Below are 21402 nucleotides of genomic sequence, written 5' to 3'. Positions count from 1 at the left end.
TCGGGGCCTCAGGCCTTCAACTTGTAGCCGAAGCCCCGGACCGTCTCGATCCGGTCCTGACCGATCTTGGTGCGCAGCCGCTGCACGTGGACGTCCACCACCCGGGTGTCGCCGCCCCAGTCGTAGTCCCAGACCCGCTCCAGCAGCCGGTCGCGCGAGAGCACGGTCCCGGGCGCGGAGGAGAACTCCAGCAGCAGCCGCATCTCGGTCGGGGTCAGTGCCACCGCGGTGCCCGCCTTGCGGACCTCCATGCCCTCGGTGTCGACCTCCAGGTCGCCGAAGGCCAGGACCCCGCGCTCCTCCGAGCCGGCCTCGTCGCCGCCGGAGCCGCCGTTCTGCGGTCCGCCGGCGTGGCCGAAGCGGCGCAGGACCGCGCGGATGCGGGCGACGAGCACCGAGCCGTCGAAGGGCTTGGTGACGTAGTCGTCGGCGCCCGCCTCCAGGCCCAGCACCACGTCGATGGAGTCGGCGCGCGCGGACAGCATGATCACCGGGACGGTGGACTCGTCGCGGATGCGCCGGCACAGGCTGACGCCGTCCATGCCGGGCACCATCACGTCGAGCAGCGCGATGTCGGGCCGGTCGGCGCGGAAGGACTCCAGGCCGGACAGCCCGTCGGGCATGGCGGTGACCACGAACCCGTCGCGCTCCAGCGCCAGGGTCGTGGCCTCGCGGATGACGTCGTCGTCCTCCACGAACAGGACATGGGTCTCGGCCATGCGGAAGCCTCGCCTTTAGTTCTTGGTGACGGCCGGAGCGGGTGCCACGCCGCCGTCGACCACGTTGCTGTAGTCCGAGTGGACCCGGTCCTGCTCGGTGAACATCTCCCCGCTCCAGCGGTAGGTGATCACGTCCTCGCCCGACGGGTAGGCGAGCGCGTCGCTCTTCCCGTAGACCGGCTTGTTGACCACCAGGGCGCCGCGGTCGATCTCCGCGTAGACGGGCGGCTGCTCGTCCGAGAAGACATTCTCGTACTTCCCGTCGTCCGCCCGGTACACGTACGAGCCCCGGCCCAGCGCGTCGGCGCAGGACAGGACGTTGACGACGATGTCCACGGCCGAGCTGCCGGTGAGCTTCCCGTAGCTGACGTCGACCGGGTACTCCTTGCCCGTGCAGGGCTTGAGGTCCCGCTTGATCTCGGCGCTCACCTTGGGGTCCGCCTTGAGCAGCGCGATCGGGTCGACCTTCTTCGCGGGCTGGGCGGAGGCGGCCGGGGCGTCGGCCGAGGGGGCGGCGGTCGGCGGGGCGCTCTTGGCCACGGACTCGGTGCGGGCGGGGCCGCCGTCGCGCAGGCCGGTGCCCCCGGTGGAACAGCCGGCCGCGAACAGCACTGTGCCGACGAGGACGACCGTCCCCGTCGACACCAGTACCAGCGAGCCCTTACCGCTCAGGCATTGGCCATTCAGGCCGCGCACCGCTCACGCCCCTCGTACCGGATGGTGTGGTCACCGCGTTCGAGCGCGCGCATGTCCAGGTCCCGGCTCTCCAGCTCCTGCCGGAGGCGGGCCAGCGCGCGGTGCAGAGTGCTCTTCACGGTTCCCGCCGACATGCCGAGCGCCGCGGCCGTCTCCTCGGTGCTCATCTGCTCCCAGTGTCGCAGCACGACCACGCTGCGCTGCTTGGGCGCGAGCACCTTGAGGATGTCCATGAGCAGGGCGCGGTCGGCGCGCTGGTCGGAGCCGTCCTCGACGGAGGCGTCGGGCAGCTGCTCGGTGGGGACCTCTTCGAGCTTGCGGGCGCGCCACCACTCGGTACGCGTGTTGATCATGACCCGGCGCAGGTAGGCGTCGGCGAGGGACTTGTCGGCGATGCCGTCCCAGCGGCCGTAGGTGCGCACGAGGGCGGTCTGCAGGAGGTCCTGCGCGTCGGTGGGGTCCGGGACCAGGCGCCGGGCGCTGCGCAGCAGCGCGTCCTGCCGAGTGCGTACGTACTCCTCGAATTCGAGTACCTCGCCGTGCGCCGTGTGCGCCATCTCAGACCGCCTCCGTACCGACCGACCAACCCGCGTCCTCTGCCTTACGGATTCGAAAGTACGGAGGCGTTGTCACGGGCCTGTGCGGACCAGCCTTCGGTGGGCGCACGGACACCCATAGGTTGTGTAACAACACCCGTGAGCTGGGGTTTCGCCGACCTAAGCGGAATCCTTGAGTCAGCTTCGAGTCAGCTTCGAGCGGGATCCGGTCCGGTGGCGGACCCGCTCTGCGGAAGCCGGTACATGCCTTGCGCCAGAGGCTCCACCAGCCCGTCGGCGACCAGCCCGTCCAGCGCCCGGGCGCGCTGCACCGGCTCGTCCCAGACCGTGTCGAGCAGCGCCTGCGGAACCGCGCCGACCGCCTCCCGCAGCACCGCGAGGAGCTTGCCCCGCACCTGCCGGTCGGTCCCGGCGTACGTCTGCCCGCGCCGCGGCGGCCCTTCGTGCGCCGGCTTCCCGGCGAGCCGCCACGCGCACAGCCCGGCCACCGGGCAGCGGGCGCAGTCCGGGCTCTTGGCCGTGCACACCAGGGCCCCGAGCTCCATGGAGGCCGCCGCCCAGCGGGCCGCGGTGTCCTCGTCCCCGGGCAGCAGCTCCCGGGCCAGGCGCCGCTCGGCCGCGGTGGTGGCGTTCGGCGGGTACTCCACTCCCGTGGCGGTGCGCGCGAAGACCCGGCGGACGTTGGTGTCGAGCACGGCGTGCCGCTGCCCGTACGCGAAGGAGGCCACGGCGGCCGCCGTGTACTCGCCGATCCCGGGCAGCGCGAGCAGCTGCGCGTGCTCCCGCGGTACGTCGCCCCCGTGCCGCTCCGTTATCGCGACGGCCGCGCCGTGCAGGCGCAGGGCCCGGCGCGGGTACCCGAGCCGCCCCCAGGCCCGTACGGCCTCGCCGGAGGGCTCGGCGGCCAGGTCGGCGGGCCGGGGCCACCGGGCGAGCCATTGCTCGTACACGGGCAGGACCCGGCTGACCGGGGTCTGCTGGAGCATGAACTCGCTGACCATGACCCCCCAGGGGCCGGCCTCGGGGCGGCGCCAGGGCAGGTCGCGGGCGTGTTCGTCGAACCACGCGATGACGGGGGAGTGCAGCGCGTGCGCGGAGTGCTGGGATACGGGTGCAGTCATGGCAGACGGCATCCTGGCACGTTTCGGGCCTACCGCGCGGGGCCCGGGCCGGTGAACCAGACAGCGGCGCGGCCACCGCTCGCCCGCATGGCGGTGGTGATCGTACTGATAGGACCGGTCAGCAGCAGTACGACGAGGGCGGCGAGCGAACCGCCGAGCAGCAGGCCCATCGCGACGTCGTGCGGGTAGTGCACCCCGACGAAGACGCGGGAGAAGGCCATCAGGAGCGCGAGCGGCACGGTAAGCAGGGCGAGCCGGCGGACGGCCAGGGCGAGCGCGACGGCGGCGGCGCCGGCTATGGCGGCGTGGTTGCTGGGGAAGGACCAGTCCCCGGAGGCCGGGCAGGTGATCAGCGAGGCCGCCGCCCCGGCCACGGCCCGGCAGGGCCGCTCCTCGTCCACGGTGGACTTCACGACCTCGGAGGCGACGTAGGCGATGGCGGTGGCCAGCGGCGCCACGACGGCGAGGGCGACGGCCCGCGGGTCGGCGCTGCGGCGTGCCCGCCACCACACGGCCACGAAGAGAAGGCCGAAGAAGAGGAGCCCGTACTCCGTCCAGACCTCGACGGCCGACTGGACCCAGGCGGGTGTGGAGTGGGCGAAGTCGGTGATGTCGCGATAGAGGTCAGAACTGTCCATGGTCACCGAGAGTACTCAAAACGGATTAATGACTGTGTGAGGGGAACGGCCGGTTCTGATCGCTCGTCAGTCCATTCGCGGGATGATCATCGCCAAAACAAGCCGGGTGCGCGGCATGTGGGGCACGGATCGCGCCGCGAACTCTCGTAAGGTTCCGTTCGTGGGATCTCTGCGCAATCCGGTCGGGCCGCTCCCCTCCTCCATCTACTGGCGACGGAGGGCTGTGCTGGCGTCCGTTGCCGCGCTCCTCGCGCTCCTCGCCGTATGGACCGTCAGTTCCGGCGGCGGGAAGTCGAGTACGAACGGCAAGGGCGAGAGCGGCCCCGGCCCCGTCACCGCGATCACCCCGGGCCCCTCCGGCAGTGGCCCGGCGATCAGTCAGGCCCCGGGCGGCCGGGCGGAGTCGGGCACCGGCTCCCAGGGCAGCGGTGGCGGCGGCTCCGCGGGCGCCGGCAAGAACGGCGAACCGGGCGGCGGTACGGGCTCCGGCGGCTCGGGCGGATCGGGTTCCGCTTCCGGCGGCGGCGGTCCGGCCCAGGTCCCGGCGGACTCGCCGCTGCCCACATGCGCGGCGGGCGCGGTGCAGTGGGAGGTCAGGAGCGTGAAGAACGAGTACGAGGCGAACGAGAAGCCCCGCCTCGAACTCGTGGCCCGCAACGTCTCCGGCACGACCTGCAAGGTCGATCTCGGCCCGAGGCAGGCGGTACTGACCATCCTTCAGGCGACGACCAGCAAGGCCGTCTGGTCTTCGGCGGACTGCCCTCCGGGCCCGGGGAACGTCTTCTTCCGCGTCCCGGCGCAGGGCGAGACGAAGCAGTCCCTGGAATGGGACCGCCGCTTCAGCGCGGCGGACCAGTGCGCCACGCCTCCGGCGGGGTCCGCGGCTCCGGACACCTACGTGGTCGAGGTCAAGTCCCCGGGCATGCCGGTGGCCCGGACCTCGTTCGTCCTGAAGCAGGACTGAGCAGGACTGAGCAGGACCGACAGCAGGGCTGGACCCCCGCGGCAAGCCGGGCTGACCCCGCGGCGCCGCAGCCGCGGGTCAGACGTAGCGCTCCAGGATCGAGGACTCCGCCAGGCGGGACAGGCCCTCGCGGACGCTGCGCGCACGCGCCTCGCCGACGCCGTCGACCGTCTGGAGGTCGTCCACCGACGCGGCCAGCAGCTTCTGCAGGCCGCCGAAGTGCTCCACCAGCCGCTCGATGATCGCCCCCGGCAGCCGCGGAACCTTCGCCAGCAGCCGGTAGCCCCGCGGGGACACCGCCGAGTCCAGGGTCTCCGGCGAGCCGGTGTAACCCAGCGCCTTCGCCACGATCGCCAGTTCCAGCAGCTCGGGGTGGGTCAGCGCGTCCAGTTCGAAGAGGGCCTCGTCCACCGTGCGGGAACGCTTCGCCGTCGGCTCCGGAACGTAGTCCCGGATCACCAGCTCCCGCTCCTGCTCGATCCCGACCGTCAGCTCGTCCAGCTGGAGGGACAGCAGTCGCCCGTCCGTGCCCAGTTCGACCACGTACTCGGCGATCTCGGTGGCGATCCGGCGCACCATTTCCAGCCGCTGGGCGACCGCCGTCACGTCGCGGACCGTCACCAGGTCCTCGATCTCCAGCGCCGACAGGGTGCCCGCGACCTCATCGAGGCGCAGTTTGTACCGCTCCAGCGTGGCGAGCGCCTGGTTCGCCCGGGACAGGATCGCCCCGGACTCCTCCAGCACGCGCCGCTCGCCGTCCACGTACAGCGCGATCAGCCGCATCGACTGCGAGACCGAGACGACGGGGAAGCCGCACTGCTTCGAGACGCGGTCCGCCGTGCGGTGCCGGGTGCCCGTCTCCTCCGTGGGGATCGACGCGTCCGGCACCAGCTGCACGCCGGCCCGCAGGATCTTGGTGATGTCCTTGTCGAGGATGAGCGCGCCGTCGAGCTTGCACAGCTCCCGCAGCCGGGTCGCCGTGAACTCCACGTCCAGCACGAAGCCGCCGGTGCACATCGCGTCGACCGTCTTGTCCATGCCGAGGACGATGAGCCCGCCGGTGTTGCCGCGGACGATCCGTTCCAGCCCGTCACGCAGCGGCTGACCAGGTGCGACCGCGCTCAGCGAGGCACGCATCATGGCCTCCTGCTTGGAGCTCGCGCCCGACTTTCCGGATGCTGCTGCCCCGTCCTTGGCTGCCACTGCACTCCTCCGGTCGCGGGTTGTGCCGCCTGCGTACGGCCGGGCGGACCAGCACAAAGTCTACCGGCGCGCACTGCGGCCCCGCCGAGCGTTGGCGGAGGCGGCCGTCACGGAGCCCCGTACGGACCTGCTGAGCTGCTACTCCGCGTCGCGGTCCCGGGCCGGCGTACGGGACCGGCCGCGCGGCAGGGCCCGTAGCGCGTCGCCCACGTCGGCGACCTCCGTGACCTTCATGCCGGGCGGCACCTTCCCCGGATCCACCGGCACCAGGGCGTGCGTGAACCCCAGCCGGTGGGCCTCCGCGAGCCGCCGCTGGACGCCCGTCACGCGCCGCACCTCACCGGCCAGCCCGACCTCGCCGATGGCGACGAGGTTCTTCGGGAGCGGGACGTCGCTGGCGGCCGAGGCCAGCGCCAGCGCGATGGCCAGGTCGGCGGCCGGCTCGGTCAGCTTCACCCCGCCCACGGTCGCGCTGTAGATGTCGCGCTTGCCGAGGGCGGTGATCCGGCCGCGCTGCTCCAGCACGGCCAGCATCATCGAGACCCGGGAGGTCTCCAGCCCCGAGGTGGTCCGGCGGGGCGAGGGGATCTGCGAGTCCACCGTCAGCGCCTGCACCTCGGCGACCAGCGGGCGCTTGCCCTCCAGCGTCACCGTCAGGCAGGTCCCCGGCACGGCCTCGTCGCGGCGGGTCAGGAACAGCCCGCTCGGGTCGGCGAGTCCGGTGATGCCCTCGTCGTGCAGCTCGAAGCAGCCGACCTCGTCCGTGGCCCCGTACCGGTTCTTCACGCCGCGCACCAGGCGCAGGCGCGCGTGCCGGTCGCCCTCGAAGCTGAGCACGACGTCCACCAGGTGCTCCAGCAGCCGGGGTCCGGCGATGGCCCCGTCCTTGGTGACGTGGCCGACGAGCAGCGTGGCCATCCCGCGCTCCTTGGACGCGCGGATCAGCGCCCCGGCCACCTCCCGCACCTGGGCCATGCCGCCGGGCGCGCCGTCGATCTCGGGGGAGGCCACGGTCTGTACGGAGTCCAGGACCAGCAGGGACGGCTTCACCGCGTCGAGGTGGCCCAGTACGGCGGACAGGTCGGTCTCGGCGGCGAGGAACAGGTGGTCGCTGAGCGCGTTGATCCGGTCGGCCCGCAGCCGCACCTGGCTCGCCGACTCCTCGGCGGTGACGTAGAGCGTGCGGTGCTCGTCGGTGGCCGCCTTGGCCGCGACGTCGAGCAGCAGCGTCGACTTGCCGACGCCCGGCTCGCCCGCGAGCAGGACGACGGCGCCGGGCACCAGGCCGCCGCCGAGGACGCGGTCCAGCTCGGACACGCCGGTGCTGCGGGCGGTCGCGGTGCGGCCGTCGACCTGCGCGATCGGGAGCGCGGCGGACGAGACCCGGCCGGCCGCGGTGGTCCGCACGGCGGGCGCGCCGCCGATCTCCTCGACGGTGCCCCAGGCCTGGCACTCGGGGCACCGGCCGAGCCACTTGGCGGTGGAGTACCCGCACTCGGTACAGCGGTAGGACGGCCGGTCCTTGGCGGATGAGCGAGATGTACGGGCAGCCATGCGCCCCACGGTAGCCGCCGGTACTGACAGCGCCGTGGCGGGCGGCGTCAGGGGTGAGGTCAGCGCAGTACCGATCTGTTCACCCGTAAGGGCTAATTGTGGTGAAGGCTTCCAGGGGGTAAGCGGCCCGCCGCCTACGGTCGCCAGGTGAACAGCAGCAACCAATCGCACCCCGCATCGCGCACCGGCGCACACCGGGCGCACGGGCGCACGCCCCGCGAGGGGCATTCGGCGGAGCCGCCGCCCCCCTTCCGGCACGAGCCCTACCTCGACGGCCTGTTCACGTACTGCCTCTCGGTCCTCTGCGACCACGACACCGCCACCGACGTGCTCGGCGACGTGCTGGCCGTGGCCGAGCGGCACCCGGGGCGGTGTCCCGACGAGGGGGACCGGCGTGCCTGGCTGTACGCGCTGGCGCGCTGGGCCTGTCTGCGCCGGCTCGCCGAGCAGCGGCGCGCCAGGCAGGGGGCGCATTCCGCCCGGCGTGCGCCGGAGCGCATGGATCCAGGGCGTGCGCCGGAGGCGCCGAGCGCCCACCGGCTCCTTGACGTGAGCGCCTACCGCCGTACCGAGCTCGCCCGCCTCGCCTGGCCGGAGGCCGCCGGGACCACGCCCGGGCAGCGCGAGGCCCTCGAACTCGCCGTCCGCCACCGCCTCGGCGTGTCCGAACTCGCCTCCGTCCTCGGCACGGCCCAGGCCGCCGCCCGCGAGCTGCTGACCGGAGCCGCCTGCGAGGTGGAGCGCACCCGCGCCGCCCTCGCCGTCGTGGAGACGGGCAACTGCCCGACCGTGTCCCGGCTCACCGGCGACGGCGGCGACGGCGCGGTCCTGCTGTCCACCAGCCTGCGCGCCGAGCTGGTCCGGCACGTCGACGACTGCCCGCGCTGCCGCCGCGTCGCCGAACGGGTCGGGGCCCGCGGGCCCTGGCCGGGCTCCGGCGGGGTCGAAACCGCCGCGCTCCCGCTGGTCCCGGCACCCCGTACGGCCGTGCACGCCGCGATGCTCCGCTCCGGCCGGCGCCGCGGAGCCGGCCCGCGCTTCGACCGGACCGGTTTCCCGATGGACCCCAAGGACCGCGCGGCCCGCCGCGACCGGATGCGTACCCGGGCCGTGACCACCACCGTGGTCGCCACCGTCGTCGCGGCCCCCGTGCTCGCGCTCTGGGCCGCCTACCGCGGAGCCCCCAGCACCGGGGAGCCCGTCGTCGGCGGCTCCGCCCGGATCTCCGCGAGCGAGTCGGAGATGCCGCTGCCGCGCACCGACGGCCGCCCGCTGACGGCGTACGAGAACGCGGGCAACGCCGCCGTCACCACCGGCGGCCCCGGCTTCGCCGCGGGCAGTGCCGCGCCCGACGTGTCCGTCGAGGTGATCAGCACCGGGCCGCCCGCCACCCCCGACCGCTCCGGCCCGGGCGCCCCCGGCCGGCTCGCCGTGGCCGCGTCCTCCCACGGCGCGACCACCCTGCTCACCCTCAGCGCCTCGGGGGATGCGCCGGTGGACTGGCGGCTGTGGTCCGACGCGCCGTGGCTCCGGGCGAGCCGGACCTCGGGCACGCTGGCGCCCGGAGAATCGGTCACCCTACGGATCGACGTGGACCCCGAAGCCCAGCCCGTCGGGGCGTGGACGGCCCACGTCGGCATCGAGCCCGGCGGCGCCGTCGTCTCCATCCGAGGCCGCGGCCGCCCGGCACCGACGCCCACGCCGACCGGGCCGGCCACCCCGACGCCGACTCCCACGCCCACGCCCACGCCGACCCCCACTCCCACCCCGACGCCGCCGGAGCCCACGCCGACCCCGACGGCGACGCCCACCCCGACGGGGTCAGAAGGAACGGTTTCCCCGAGCCCGGACACCTCCGCCCCGGGGTAGCCCGTACCCGTCAGGCGGGCAGTACCGGGTCCGCCGGGTGCGGGGCCATCGGCAGCAGCGAGGACAGCCGCGCCTCGCACAGCTCCACCAGCGCCTCGTACCCCTCCTTGCCCATCAGCTCGGTCAGCTCGGCGCGGTACGACACGTACACCGGCTTTCCGGCGCCGTGCGCGGACGTGGCCGAGGTGCACCACCAGTGCAGGTCGTGGCCGCCGGGGCCCCAGCCGCGCCGGTCGTACTCGCCGATGGACACCTGCAGCACGCGGGTGTCGTCCGGCCGGTCGATCCAGTCGTAGGTCCGCCGGATCGGCAGCTGCCAGCACACGTCCGGCTTGGTCTCCAGCGGCTCCTTGCCCTCGCGCACGGCCAGGATGTGCAGCGAGCAGCCGGCCCCGGCCGCGAACCCGGGCCGGTTCAGGAAGATGCAGGCGCCGTCCCAGCGCCGGGTCTGCTTCTCCCCGTCGTCGTCGTTCTGCGTCCAGCCGGTCTCGCTGCCGACGTCGTGGAACTGCCACAGCTCCGGCGTCAGCCGGGCCACGTGCTCCGCCACGCGCTTCTCGTCGTCCTCGTCGGAGAAGTGCGCACCGAGCGTGCAGCAGCCGTCGTCGGCGCGCCCGGCCTGGATGCCCTGGCAGCCGCTGCCGAAGATGCACGTCCAGCGGGAGGTCAGCCAGGTCAGGTCGCAGCGGAAGACCTGCTCGTCGTCGGCGGGATCGGGGAACTCCACCCACGCGCGGGGGAAGTCGAGGCCCTTCTCGTCACCGACGACCGGAGCCTGGGCGGCGCTGCCCGCCTTGGTCTTGCTCTTGCTCTTGGACTTGGCCTTCTTCGTATTTGGCACAAACCCAAGCGTCTCAGATCAGCTGAGGGATTCATTGCCGGGCGTGGTGCCCGGCAAGGGGGTGTTCCCACCGTGGCGTGGGCGTGGAGGTGGAATCCCGCGCCGAGTGCTGTTCCTCTTGGCCGGTGTCGGCTGGTGGGTGTGCTGATCGTTGTCGCGCCCTGGTGCCGGTGGGCTGCGCGGGGCAGCTGGATCCGGTCCGTGTGAGCGTGTCCCTCCGAACGCTTTCCCGCCGGCCTGGTGGGCGAGGCCGCGTGATGCGATGCGCTGCCAGGCGCCTTGGTCCCGGTCTCCCCGCCAATGACAGGTAGGGCAGAGGGCCCGCTTCCAGCCCGGTGTCGTGGGCCGGTCGGGAGCCTTACTCCACCCCTACGCGATCCGCGCAGTAGCGTTTCCCCCTATGAGACTCGGTGTCCTTGATGTGGGTTCGAACACGATCCATCTGCTGGTGGTGGACGCGCACCCCGGTGCGCGCCCGCAGCCGGCCCACTCGCACAAGGTGGAACTGCGGCTGGCGGAGCTCCTCGACGAGCACGGCGCGGTCACGCCCGAGGGCGTCGAGCGGCTCGTCTCGGTGATCGGCGGCGCGGTGCAGGCGGCCGAGGACAAGGGGTGCGAGGACGTACTCCCCTTCGCGACGAGCGCGGTGCGCGAGGCGACCAACGCCGACGAGGTGCTGGCCCGGGTCAAGGCCGAGACGGGCATCGACCTGCCGGTGCTCAGCGGCGGCGACGAAGCGCGGCTGACGTTCCTGGCCGCCCGGCGCTGGTTCGGCTGGTCCGCGGGGAAGCTGCTGGTCCTGGACATCGGCGGCGGCTCGCTGGAGATCGCCTTCGGCATCGACGAGGAACCGGACGCGGCCGTCTCCCTCCCGCTCGGCGCGGGTCGCCTGACGGCGGGCTGGCTCCCCGGCGACCCGCCGGACCCCGCCGACGTACGGGCGCTGCGCCGCCACGCGCGGGCCCAGATCGCGCGGACGGTCGGCGAGTTCAGCCGCTTCGGGGCGCCGGACCGGGTCGTGGCGACGTCGAAGACGTTCAAGCAGCTGGCCCGGATCGCGGGCGCGGCCCGTTCGGCGGACGGCCTGTACGTCCAGCGGGACCTGACGCGCAAGGCCCTGGAGGAGTGGGTCCCCCGGCTGGCGGCGATGACGACCTCCCAGCGGTCCGCGCTCCCCGGCGTCTCCGAGGGCCGCTCCTCGCAGCTCCTGGCCGGGGCGCTGGTCGCGGAGGGCGCGATGGACCTCTTCGGCGTCGACGAACTGGAGATCTGCCCCTGGGCCCTGCGTGAGGGCGTCATCCTCCGCCGCCTGGACCACCTTCCGGTCTCCCCGCCGTCCTGACGCGCGGCGACGGCGGCGACGGCGACGACGGGGCCGGGCACCGGAGGGATCCCACCCCCGGTGGGGCGGGGCATCGGTACCCTGTCCCCGTGGCAAACCCAGTCCGGATCCCGAACGCGAAAGTCGCCCTCTCCACCGCCTCCGTGTACCCGGAGTCGACGGCGACCGCCTTCGAGATCGCCGCGCGCCTCGGCTACGACGGCGTCGAGGTCATGGTCTGGACGGACCCGGTCAGCCAGGACATCGACGCCCTGCGGCGGCTTTCGGACCACCACCAGGTGCCGATCCTGGCCGTGCACGCGCCCTGCCTCCTGATCACCCAGCGCGTCTGGTCCACCGACCCCTGGACCAAGCTCCAGCGCGCCCAGGCCGCGGCCGAGCGCCTCGGCGCGTCCACCGTCGTCGTGCACCCACCGTTCCGCTGGCAGCGGCAGTACTCCCGCGACTTCGTCAGCGGCATCTGGCGCATGGCCGACGAGACCGACGTCCGCTTCGCCGTCGAGAACATGTACCCGTGGCGCTACCGCGACCGCGAGATGCTCGCGTACGCGCCCGAGTGGGACGTGACGAAGGACGACTACCGGCACTTCACCGTCGACCTCTCGCACACCGCGACCGCCCGTACGGACGCCACCGCGATGATCGACCGGATGGGCGACCGGCTCGCCCACGTCCACCTCGCCGACGGAAACGGTTCCGCGAAGGACGAGCACCTCGTGCCCGGCCGCGGTACGCAGCCCTGCGCCGAGCTGCTGGAGCGCCTCGCCCGCACGTCCTTCGACGGGCACGTCGTGATCGAGGTCAACACCCGCCGCGCGATGTCGTCCGCCGAGCGCGAGGCCGACCTCGCCGAGGCGCTGGCCTTCACCCGCCTCCACCTCGCCGCGAACAACACCCCGGCGCCCCGCTCGTGACCGCCCCCGCGCAGCGCCCCCGCCGGGGCCCCGGCCGGCCCCGGCAGGACGAGGCCGACGACGGTCCCGGCACGCAGGAGCGCATCCGGCTCGCCGCCCGCTCCGAGTTCGCCGCGCGCGGCTACGACAAGACCTCCGTACGCGGGATCGCCAAGGCGGCGGGCGTGGACCCCGCCCTGGTGCACCACTACTTCGGCAGCAAGGACGAGCTCTTCGCCGCCGCCATCGAGCTGAGCATCGAGCCGGCGCTCGTGGTCCCGGCGATCGTGGGCGAGGGACCCGAGGGGATCGGGGAGCGCCTCGCCCGCTATTTCCTGGGGATCTGGGAGAACCCGGTCAGCCGGGCCCCGCTGCTGGCCGTGATCCGGTCCGCGCTGACGCACGAGGCCGCCGCGAAGGTGCTGCGCGGCCTGATCCTGCGCCGGGTCCTGGAGCGCGTCGCCGCCGACCTCAACGTCCCCGACCCCACCTTCCGGGCCGAACTCGCCGCCTCGCACATGATCGGCATCGCCCTGCTGCGCTACGTCGTCCAGGTCGAGCCCCTCGCGTCCGCCGACCCGGAGGACATCGTTGCCCTGGTGGCTCCGACCCTCCAGCGCTACCTGACCGAAGAGTGACCGAGGGCTGAGCCCCCCGTCCCGGCATCCGGACTGCGTGTCCGGATCCCGGGCGGTGGGCGTAGCCTCGTAACCGAGCCATATCCGCAGTCGCGGCAGGCGTCAGACGCCGCCGCACACATGGGGAGTGAACCCGATGCCTGAGCTGAGGTCCCGCACCGTCACCCACGGCCGCAACATGGCGGGCGCACGTGCCCTTATGCGTGCGTCGGGCGTAGCGAGCGCGGACATCGGAAAGCCGATCATCGCGGTCGCCAACTCCTTCACCGAGTTCGTCCCGGGCCACACCCACCTGGCCCCGGTCGGCCGGATCGTCTCCGACGCCATCCGCGCGGCGGGCGCGATCCCGCGCGAGTTCAACACGATCGCGGTCGACGACGGCATCGCGATGGGCCACGGCGGCATGCTCTACTCGCTGCCCTCGCGCGACCTGATCGCCGACTCGGTGGAGTACATGGTCGAGGCGCACTGTGCCGACGCCCTGATCTGCATCTCCAACTGCGACAAGATCACCCCCGGCATGCTGATGGCCGCCCTGCGCCTCAACATCCCGGTCGTCTTCGTCTCCGGCGGTCCGATGGAGGCCGGGCAGGCCATCCTCGTCGACGGCACCGTCCGCAAGCTCGACCTGATCGACGCCATGGTCGACGCCTCCAACGAGAACGTCTCGGACGAGGACGTCCTGCGCATCGAGGAGAACGCCTGTCCGACCTGCGGGTCGTGTTCGGGCATGTTCACCGCCAACTCGATGAACTGCCTCGCCGAGGCCATCGGCCTCGCCCTCCCCGGCAACGGCTCGGTCCTCGCCACGCACACCGCCCGCCGCGCCCTGTACGAGGACGCCGGCCGGACCGTCGTGGAGATCACCAAGCGGTACTACGAGGACGGCGACGAGTCCGTCCTCCCGCGCAACATCGCCTCCCGCGAGGCCTTCGAGAACGCCATGGCCCTCGACATCGCCATGGGCGGCTCGACGAACACGATCCTGCACCTGCTGGCCGCGGCGCAGGAAGCGGGCCTGGACTACGACCTCAAGGACATCGACGCCGTCTCGCGCCGCGTCCCGTGCCTGTCCAAGGTCGCGCCGAACGTCGCGCCCGGCGGCACGTACTACATGGAGGACATCCACCGCGCCGGCGGCATCCCCGCGATCCTCGGCGAGCTGCACCGCGGCGGCCTCCTGAACAAGGACGTCACCTCCGTCCACTCGGACGGTCTGGAGGACTGGCTCGCGAAGTGGGACGCCCGCTCCGGCACGGCGACCGACGCCGCGATGGAGCTGTGGCACGCGGCCCCCGGCTGCGTGCGCTCCGCCACCGCCTTCTCCCAGTCCGAGCGCTGGGACACCCTCGACCTCGACGCCGAGGGCGGCTGCATCCGCTCCGTCCAGCACGCGTACTCCAAGGACGGCGGCCTCGCCGTGCTGCGCGGCAACATCGCCCTCGACGGGTGCGTCGTGAAGACGGCCGGCGTCGACGAGTCGATCTGGACCTTCGAGGGCCCGGCCGTCGTCTCCGAGTCGCAGGACGAGGCCGTCGAGAAGATCCTCCGCAAGGAGATCAAGGCGGGCGACGTGGTCGTCATCCGCTACGAGGGCCCGCGCGGCGGCCCCGGCATGCAGGAGATGCTCTACCCGACGTCCTTCCTCAAGGGCCGCGGCCTCGGCAAGGTCTGCGCGCTGGTGACGGACGGCCGCTTCTCCGGCGGCACCTCCGGCCTCTCCATCGGCCACGCCTCCCCGGAGGCGGCGGCGGGCGGCACGATCGCCCTGGTCGAAGACGGCGACCGGATCCGGATCGACATCCCGAACCGCTCCATCGAGCTGCTGGTCGACGAGGAGACCCTGGCGGCCCGCCGCGAGGCCCTGGGCGGCGTCTACGCGCCGAAGAACCGCGAGCGCAAGGTCTCGGCGGCGCTGCGCGCGTACGCCGCGATGGCCACCAGCGCCGACAAGGGCGCGGTCCGCGACGTGACCCGCCTGGGCTGACCCCTCCGGGGCAGTACGTACGGAGAACCCCGCCGGGACATCACCACCCGGCGGGGTTCTCCGTTCTCCGTACTACCGCCCGCGGCTCACCGGGCGGCCCGGCCGGGGTGGCGCTGCCCCGGGGTTCACCAGGCGGCGGGGTCGGTGGCGGGGACGGCGAAGAGGGAGCCGTCGGGGGCGGAGGTGAAGACGCGGCCGTCGGCGGCGACCGGTGCGGGGAGGGTGGCCGCGAAGGTGCCGGCCCCGCCCGCCATCCGCGGCTTCGTCTGGCCGGCCAGCCGGCCCGCGGCCGCGTCGACGGCCAGCAGGCGGCCGTCCGCGGCCGCCAGGTAGACGCGCCCGTCGGCGAACACCGGCCGCGAGGCCACCGCCACGCCGGTCTCCAGCCGCCATTCCTCCTTGGCCGGGCCCACCGCCGCCAGCGCGCCCGTGGTCCCGAACACGTACGTCACCCCGTCGGGGCCCACCGTCGCCTCGGCCTCGAACAGCGGAGCCGACAGCCGTACCCGCTCCGTCGCGTGCGTTCCCGCCTGGTCCACCCGTACGACCGCGCCGCTGCGCGCGTCCCCGTCCCGGTCCAGCAGGAACACCGCGCCGCGCGCGACCCCCACCGGCCGCAGCCGGCCGGTCGGCCGGGTCTGCCAGCGCACCGTTCCGCTCGCCGGGTCCACCGCCGAGAGCTGCGTGGTCCGGCCGCCCGCGTCGGGGGTGGCGACGTACACCACCGCCGGCTCCGACGGCCCGGCCCACCACACCGAGCCGACCCCGCCGAGCTGCTTCGTCCAGCGCACCGCCCCGTTCGCCGCGTCCAGCGCGGTGACGCCCCCGTCCGACCCGGCGACCAGTACCTGGCCCCCGGCCGGTACGACGTGTGAGCCCTGCGGCAGGCCGCGGTGCCAGCGCTCCGCGCCCGTCGCGGGGTCCAGCGCCTGGAGCAGCCCGCTGCCCGGGGCCACCGCGAGGACCAGCCCGCCCGCGTGCAGGGGAGTGCCGTCGCCCGCCGGGCGCGCGGTCGGCGCGGCGGCCCGTACGGACCACAGCACCGAGCCGTCCGCCGGGTCGATCCGGGCAGCGGCCAGCCCCGGCCCGGCGCAGTACAGCGCCGCGGCCTCCCAGGAGCAGGCCGCGTTCCGCTCGCCCAGCGGTACCGCCCACGGGGCGAACGGCTTCGGCTTCGGGCCGGGCACTTGCGGCGCGGTGCGCGGCCGCGACGGCCCGTCCCCCGGCCCGGACCACAGGTACCCGCCGACCGCCCCGGCCGCGAGCAGCACCCCGAGGCCCGCCGCGAGGGCCGCCCGGGTCCGCCGCGACCGCCCGACGGCGGCGGACGGCTCCGGGGCGCCCCGGTCCCGCAGGTGCGTGGCCTCATCGCCGGAGCCGGAGCCGGAGCCGCCCGACCCGCCCCGGCCGGCCCCGGCGAGCGGACGCCTCGGCCGGGGGATGAAGGCCTGGGTGTCCTCGCCGGTCGGGTACGCGAGCGCCCGCATCTCCCCGATCAGCGCGTCGGCGGTGGGACGCTCCGCCGGGTCCTTCGCCAGGCAGCGGGCGACGAGCGGCGCGAGCTTCGGCGGCAGCCCCGTCAGGTCGGGTTCGCCGTGCACCACCTGGTACGCCACGAGGTAGTGGCTGTCGGAGTCGAAGGGCCCCCGCCCGGTCGCCGCGTGCACCAGCACCGCGCCCAGGGCGAACACGTCGGCGGCGGTGCCGACCTCCCGGGGCCGCTGGAACTGCTCCGGCGCCATGAACGGCGGGGTCCCGATCAGCTTCCCGGTCTCGGTGCGCAGATCGCTGTCGGTCGGCCGCGAGATGCCGAAGTCGATGACCCGTACCCCGTCCGGTGCCATCAGTACGTTGCTGGGCTTCAGGTCCCGGTGCACCACGCCGGCCCGGTGGATGTCCCGCAGGGCCTCCGCCAGCCCGGCGGCGAGCCTGGCCAGCTCGGCGGGGTCGAGCACGCGCTCCCGTACGCGCTCGGCGAGGGTCGGGGCGTCGATGAACAGCGTGGCCATCCACGGCCGCTCGGCATCCGGGTCCGCGTCCACGACGGGCGCGGTGAACGCCCCGCTCACCCGCCGGGCGGCGGTGACCTCCTGCCGGAAGCGGGCCCGGAATTCCGGATCGACCGCGTGCTCGGGGTGCACGATCTTGACGGCGAGTTTCAGCCCCGAACCGGAGGTGGCCAGGTGGACGACGCCCATGCCGCCGGAGCCGAGCACGGACTCAAGCCGGTACTGACCGGCGTATTCCGGAAATCCCACGTAGTCCGCGCGCAGCGAAGGCACCGCTCACCACCCCCGCCGGAGCCTAGTCGATGGCCCGTAGGGATATCCAAGGTCCTGCTACCCTGCGCGAGTTGCGCAGAGTGACACCCAAGGGGGGAGTTTCCACATGTCGCTTGAGAGCGATTCAAGCCAAGTACAGAGCCTTGCCGAGTCCTCCGGATTCCCGCGGTATCCGGTCGCGCCCGGCTACCGCCTGAACGTCCGCAGCGGCCCGGGGACCAACTACTCCGTCGTCGACGTGCTGCCGCTCGGTGCGACCGTCGGCATCCGCTGCCAGTGCTCCGGGACGACCGTCTCGGGCCCGTACGGCACTACCGACATCTGGGACTGCATCGGCAACGGCCAGTTCGTCTCCGATGCGTACGTGAAGACCGGCAGTGACGGCTACGTCGCCACCCGCTGCGCCTGACGTTCGACCCTGACCCGCCGGCCCCCGGCGGGGGATAATCGCTGACGTGAGCGACGACCAGCGAGACCAGACCCCCGCCGAGCCGGACCTGGGCCCGGCCCGGGCCGCGGCCCCCGCGGGCCCCGAGCCCGAGCCGATCCGGTTCTTCGGCACCACCTGGGTGAACCACGACGGGGGCTACGCCCTGCGCCGCGCGGCCGTCGCCGTCGGCGCGCTGACCACCGCCGTCGCCGCCGCGGTCCTGCTGCGCCTCTCCTACGAGGGCCTGGAGATCGGCAACGTCGGCCCCTTCCTCAGCATCTCCGTCGTCATCCTCTTCGCGATCGCCAGCTCCATCGCCTTCGCCAAGACCTGGGAATCCTTCAGCCGCCGCCCCGCCCCGTCCTCCGACGAGGCCGCCCTCAAGGGCCTCAAGGCGATCGGTTTCATCGGCAGCCTCATCGCGTACTTCCTGCGCTGCCTGACCGAGGCGCCGGGCGAGAAGCTGCGCCGCGCCGAGTACGAGCGTGCCGTGGCCGAGTTCGCACGCCGCCGCAGCTCCCGTACGGGCAACCCGGCAGCCCGCCGCCCCAAGCGCAAGAAGTAGCGCGGCGGGCGCGGAGCCGGGAGAAACCGAGCCACGCCAAGGCGGGCCAAGGCGCACCCCTCCGGGCGATTGACGCCCAGGCGCAGCCAGGAGCATTATTCATCACATGATGAATAACCGGTCCGAGCGCGAGCCGGGAGCCCAGGGCCCCGCCGTACGCGCCTTCGACCTCACCGTCCGCCGCGGCACCGGCCGCACCCCCCGCACCGTCATCGACGGCATCGCCTTCGACGTCCCCCGCGGCCGCATCACCGGCCTCCTCGGCCCGTCCGGCTGCGGAAAGTCCACCCTCATGCGGGCCATCGCCGGCACCCAGGCCCACGTCACGGGCACCCTCGACGTCCTCGGCCGCCCCGCCGGCCACCCCGAGCTCCGCCACCGCATCGGCTACGTCACCCAGGCGCCGTCCGTCTACGACGACCTCACCGTCCGGCAGAACCTCGACTACTTCGCCGCGATCCTCGACCCCGGCCGCGCCGCCGCGGAACGCCGGCACGCCACCGTCACGCGCGCCATCGCCGACGTCGACCTCGCAGACCACGCCACCGCCCTCGCCGGCAACCTCTCCGGCGGCCAGCGCAGCCGCGTCTCCCTCGCGGTCGCCCTGCTCGGCACCCCCGAGCTCCTCGTCCTCGACGAACCCACCGTCGGCCTCGACCCCGTCCTGCGCCGCGACCTGTGGAACCTCTTCCACGACCTCGCCGCCACCCGCGGGGCGACGCTCCTCGTCTCCTCCCACGTCATGGACGAGGCCGAGCGCTGCCACGACCTGCTCCTCATGCGCGAGGGCCGGATCCTCGCCCAGGACACCCCCGAGGCCCTGCGCACCCGTACCGGCTCCGACACCGTCGAGGAGGGCTTCCTCCGCCTCGTCGACGAGGCCAACGCCGGCGCCACCGGCGCCGCCACCGCCCGCGGGGAGTCCCGTACGCCCCGCACGACCCGGGAGACCGAAGTCCGATGACCACAGCCCGCACCACCGCCACCGCAGCCCGCGTCCTGCGCCAGCTCCGGCACGACCCGCGCTCCATCGCGCTGATGCTGCTGGTCCCCGTACTGATGCTCGTCCTGCTGCGCTACGTCTTCGACGGCGACCCGCGCACCTTCAACAGCATCGGCGCCAGCCTCCTCGGCATCTTCCCGCTGATCACGATGTTCCTCATCACCTCCATCGCGACCCTGCGCGAACGCACCTCCGGCACCCTCGAACGCCTCCTCGCCATGCCGATGGGCAAGGGCGACCTCATCGCCGGATACGCGCTGGCCTTCGGCGCCATGGCCGTGGTCCAGTCCCTGCTCGCCACCGGCGTGGCCCTCTGGTTCCTCGGGCTCGACGTCGTCGGCTCGCCGTGGCTGCTCCTGCTCGTCGCCCTGCTCGACGCGCTCCTGGGCACGGCGCTCGGCCTGTTCGTCTCGGCCTTCGCGGCCTCCGAGTTCCAGGCCGTCCAGTTCATGCCGGCGGTGATCTTCCCCCAGCTCCTGCTCTGCGGACTCTTCGCCCCGCGCGGAACCATGCAGCCGGTCCTCGAAGGGCTCTCCGACGTCCTGCCCATGTCCTACGCCGTCGACGGCATGACCCAGGTCCTCACCCACACCGACATGACCGCCGCCTTCATCCGCGACGTCGTCATCGTCGCCGGATGCGCCCTGCTCGTCCTGGCCCTCGGCGCGGCCACCCTCCGCCGCCGCACCCCCTGACCGCACTGCGGACACCCGTCCGCCGCCACCGGCGCGAGTGCAAGGATGAGGAGGTATCCGCAGCACGCGTGCAACACAGTTCGGCGAGGTGAATCGGGCATGACCCAGACAGTCGCAGTCCTCGGTACCGGCAAGATCGGCGAGGCCCTGCTCAGCGGGATGATCCGGGGCGGCTGGCCCGCATCGAAGCTCCTCGTCACCGCCCGCCGCCCGGAGCGCGCCGAGGAGCTGGTCTCCCGCTACGGCGTCGAGGCCGTCAGCAACGCCGAGGCCGCGAAGCGCGCCGACACCCTCATCCTCACCGTCAAGCCGCAGGACATGGGCAAGCTCCTGGAGGAGCTCGCCCCGCACGTCCCCGGCGACCGCCTCGTCATCAGCGGCGCAGCCGGCATCCCCACCTCGTTCTTCGAGGAACGGCTCGCCCCCGGCACCCCGGTCGTGCGCGTCATGACGAACACCCCCGCCCTCGTGGACGAGGCCATGTCCGTCATCTCCGCCGGCAGCCACGCCACCGCCGCGCACCTGCGGCACACCGAGGAGATCTTCGGAGGCGTCGGCAAGACCCTGCGCGTCCCCGAGTCCCAGCAGGACGCGGCCACTGCGCTCTCCGGCTCCGGGCCCGCGTACTTCTACTTCCTCGTCGAGGCGATGACCGACGCGGGCATCCTCCTGGGCCTGCCCCGCGCCCAGGCCCACGACCTCATCGTCCAGGCCGCCATCGGCGCCGCCGTGATGCTCCGCGACAGCGGCGAGCACCCGGTGAAGCTCCGCGAGGCGGTGACCTCCCCGGCCGGTACGACGATCAACGCGATCGTCGAGCTGGAGAAGCACGGCGTCCGCGCGGCCCTGATCGCCGCCCTCGAAGCCGCCCGCGACCGCAGCCGCGAGCTCGCCTCGGGCAACAGCTGACACCACGACCGCAGAGGTACCAGGGCCCCGCGCGAGCGGGGCCCTTCTTCGTACGGGTGACGCCCGGCCAAGGGTTGACACAGGCTTGCGGCATCCGTAAGGTTCTTCGAGTTGTCCGAAGTGAGCGCCGACCCCGGTCGGTCCCCGGACAGTCATCCCGCACTACACATTCGAACGAACGACGCACTTCGTCGTCCCGTTTTCATGCGTATTTGCGAATGAGGAATCCGCGTTCAAGGGCGCAGCCGCCGATTAGGTTCGGGGGCAAGGAATCCGCTACTGTCTCACTCGCCGCAAGGGCCCAACAGCCCGCACGGCAAACCCCGTTGACTGGGGATCGGGCCCGAAAGGATCTGATAGAGTCGAACTCGCCGGAAAGGGAAACGCGAAAGCGGAAACCTGGAAAGCGAAACCCGCTTCGACCGGGAATCGGACACGAAAGAGTCTGATAGAGTCGGAAACGCAAGAACGAAGGAAGCGCCCGGAGGAAAGCCCG

Annotated in this window: 20 protein-coding genes; 11 read left to right on the top strand and 9 right to left on the bottom strand. The window is 73.1% G+C overall.

All coding sequences use genetic code 11. The annotated features are described in order from the left end of the window. Positions 1–8: 8 nt before the first annotated feature. From cseB to AB0M99_RS24800, 5 genes are all read right to left on the bottom strand, one after another. Positions 9–719: a two-component system response regulator CseB gene (gene cseB / locus AB0M99_RS24820; RefSeq protein WP_365923950.1), complete on the bottom strand. Its 711-nt coding sequence runs from the start codon at positions 717–719 to the stop codon at positions 9–11. A gap of 15 nt (positions 720–734) precedes the next feature. Then, positions 735–1364, bottom strand: coding sequence for a hypothetical protein (locus AB0M99_RS24815; RefSeq protein ID WP_365924132.1), 630 nt, complete (start codon positions 1362–1364; stop codon positions 735–737). A gap of 38 nt (positions 1365–1402) precedes the next feature. Beyond that, positions 1403–1972, bottom strand: coding sequence for a SigE family RNA polymerase sigma factor (locus AB0M99_RS24810; RefSeq protein WP_365923948.1), 570 nt, complete (start codon positions 1970–1972; stop codon positions 1403–1405). Between the two features lie 188 nt (positions 1973–2160). Beyond that, complete coding sequence (locus AB0M99_RS24805; protein ID WP_365923946.1) at positions 2161–3093, bottom strand: A/G-specific adenine glycosylase; 933 nt, start codon at positions 3091–3093, stop codon at positions 2161–2163. Positions 3094–3122: 29 nt separating this feature from the next. Next, on the bottom strand, positions 3123–3731 hold the full coding sequence (locus AB0M99_RS24800) for a phosphatase PAP2 family protein (protein ID WP_365923944.1): 609 nt from the start codon (positions 3729–3731) through the stop codon (positions 3123–3125). A gap of 223 nt (positions 3732–3954) precedes the next feature. Here AB0M99_RS24800 and AB0M99_RS24795 point away from each other — a divergent pair, with 223 nt between their 5' ends. Next, the gene (locus AB0M99_RS24795) at positions 3955–4695 is read left to right on the top strand and encodes a hypothetical protein (protein ID WP_365923942.1); all 741 of its coding nucleotides are present in this window, start codon (positions 3955–3957) and stop codon (positions 4693–4695) included. 78 nt (positions 4696–4773) lie between these two features. On the opposite strand, the gene disA is transcribed toward AB0M99_RS24795, so the two are convergent. Continuing rightward, positions 4774–5898, bottom strand: a complete 1125-nt coding sequence (gene disA / locus AB0M99_RS24790) for a DNA integrity scanning diadenylate cyclase DisA (RefSeq protein ID WP_365923940.1) — start codon at positions 5896–5898, stop codon at positions 4774–4776. 138 nt (positions 5899–6036) lie between these two features. After that, positions 6037–7452, bottom strand: coding sequence for a DNA repair protein RadA (radA, locus tag AB0M99_RS24785; protein ID WP_365923939.1), 1416 nt, complete (start codon positions 7450–7452; stop codon positions 6037–6039). 147 nt (positions 7453–7599) lie between these two features. On the opposite strand from radA, the gene AB0M99_RS24780 reads away from it, so the two are divergent. Further along, the gene (locus tag AB0M99_RS24780) at positions 7600–9321 is read left to right on the top strand and encodes a hypothetical protein (protein WP_365923937.1); all 1722 of its coding nucleotides are present in this window, start codon (positions 7600–7602) and stop codon (positions 9319–9321) included. A 10-nt stretch (positions 9322–9331) separates the two neighbouring features. On the opposite strand, the gene AB0M99_RS24775 is transcribed toward AB0M99_RS24780, so the two are convergent. Beyond that, complete coding sequence (locus AB0M99_RS24775) at positions 9332–10162, bottom strand: hypothetical protein (RefSeq protein WP_365923935.1); 831 nt, start codon at positions 10160–10162, stop codon at positions 9332–9334. A gap of 400 nt (positions 10163–10562) precedes the next feature. On the opposite strand from AB0M99_RS24775, the gene AB0M99_RS24770 reads away from it, so the two are divergent. The 4 genes from AB0M99_RS24770 to ilvD all read left to right on the top strand — a co-directional run bounded on the left by AB0M99_RS24770 (position 10563) and on the right by ilvD (position 15022). Continuing rightward, the gene (locus tag AB0M99_RS24770; protein ID WP_365923933.1) at positions 10563–11504 is read left to right on the top strand and encodes a Ppx/GppA phosphatase family protein; all 942 of its coding nucleotides are present in this window, start codon (positions 10563–10565) and stop codon (positions 11502–11504) included. An 89-nt stretch (positions 11505–11593) separates the two neighbouring features. Then, entirely contained in the window at positions 11594–12418 is an 825-nt protein-coding gene (locus tag AB0M99_RS24765; protein ID WP_365923931.1) for a sugar phosphate isomerase/epimerase, read from the top strand. Then, a complete protein-coding gene (locus AB0M99_RS24760) occupies positions 12415–13035 on the top strand; it encodes a TetR family transcriptional regulator (protein WP_365923929.1) in 621 nt (206 codons plus the stop codon). Before AB0M99_RS24765 ends, AB0M99_RS24760 begins: the two co-directional genes overlap by 4 nt. Positions 13036–13171: 136 nt before the next feature. Further along, entirely contained in the window at positions 13172–15022 is a 1851-nt protein-coding gene (gene ilvD / locus AB0M99_RS24755) for a dihydroxy-acid dehydratase (RefSeq protein ID WP_365923927.1), read from the top strand. 125 nt (positions 15023–15147) lie between these two features. Here the strand turns inward: ilvD and AB0M99_RS24750 are convergent, their stop codons facing one another. Further along, on the bottom strand, positions 15148–17304 hold the full coding sequence (locus tag AB0M99_RS24750) for a serine/threonine-protein kinase (RefSeq protein WP_365923925.1): 2157 nt from the start codon (positions 17302–17304) through the stop codon (positions 15148–15150). A 106-nt stretch (positions 17305–17410) separates the two neighbouring features. On the opposite strand from AB0M99_RS24750, the gene AB0M99_RS24745 reads away from it, so the two are divergent. From AB0M99_RS24745 to proC, 5 genes are all read left to right on the top strand, one after another. Then, positions 17411–17713: a peptidase gene (locus AB0M99_RS24745; RefSeq protein WP_365923923.1), complete on the top strand. Its 303-nt coding sequence runs from the start codon at positions 17411–17413 to the stop codon at positions 17711–17713. 88 nt (positions 17714–17801) lie between these two features. Continuing rightward, complete coding sequence (locus tag AB0M99_RS24740) at positions 17802–18299, top strand: hypothetical protein (protein ID WP_365924129.1); 498 nt, start codon at positions 17802–17804, stop codon at positions 18297–18299. 106 nt (positions 18300–18405) lie between these two features. Continuing rightward, positions 18406–19263: an ABC transporter ATP-binding protein gene (locus AB0M99_RS24735; protein WP_365923921.1), complete on the top strand. Its 858-nt coding sequence runs from the start codon at positions 18406–18408 to the stop codon at positions 19261–19263. Next, positions 19260–19997 (top strand): ABC transporter permease, encoded by a 738-nt coding sequence (locus tag AB0M99_RS24730; RefSeq protein WP_365923919.1) that lies wholly within the window; start codon positions 19260–19262, stop codon positions 19995–19997. The genes AB0M99_RS24735 and AB0M99_RS24730 overlap by 4 nt, the downstream gene beginning before the upstream one ends. A 99-nt stretch (positions 19998–20096) precedes the next feature. Next, on the top strand, positions 20097–20906 hold the full coding sequence (gene proC, locus AB0M99_RS24725) for a pyrroline-5-carboxylate reductase (RefSeq protein ID WP_365923917.1): 810 nt from the start codon (positions 20097–20099) through the stop codon (positions 20904–20906). Positions 20907–21402: the final 496 nt, after the last annotated feature.

This window comes from Streptomyces sp. NPDC051183 (genome assembly GCF_040682455.1).
GTDB lineage: Bacteria > Actinomycetota > Actinomycetes > Streptomycetales > Streptomycetaceae > Streptomyces.
Note: the sequence above shows the minus strand (reverse complement) of the source record. Positions and strands in the feature narration are given on the sequence as shown.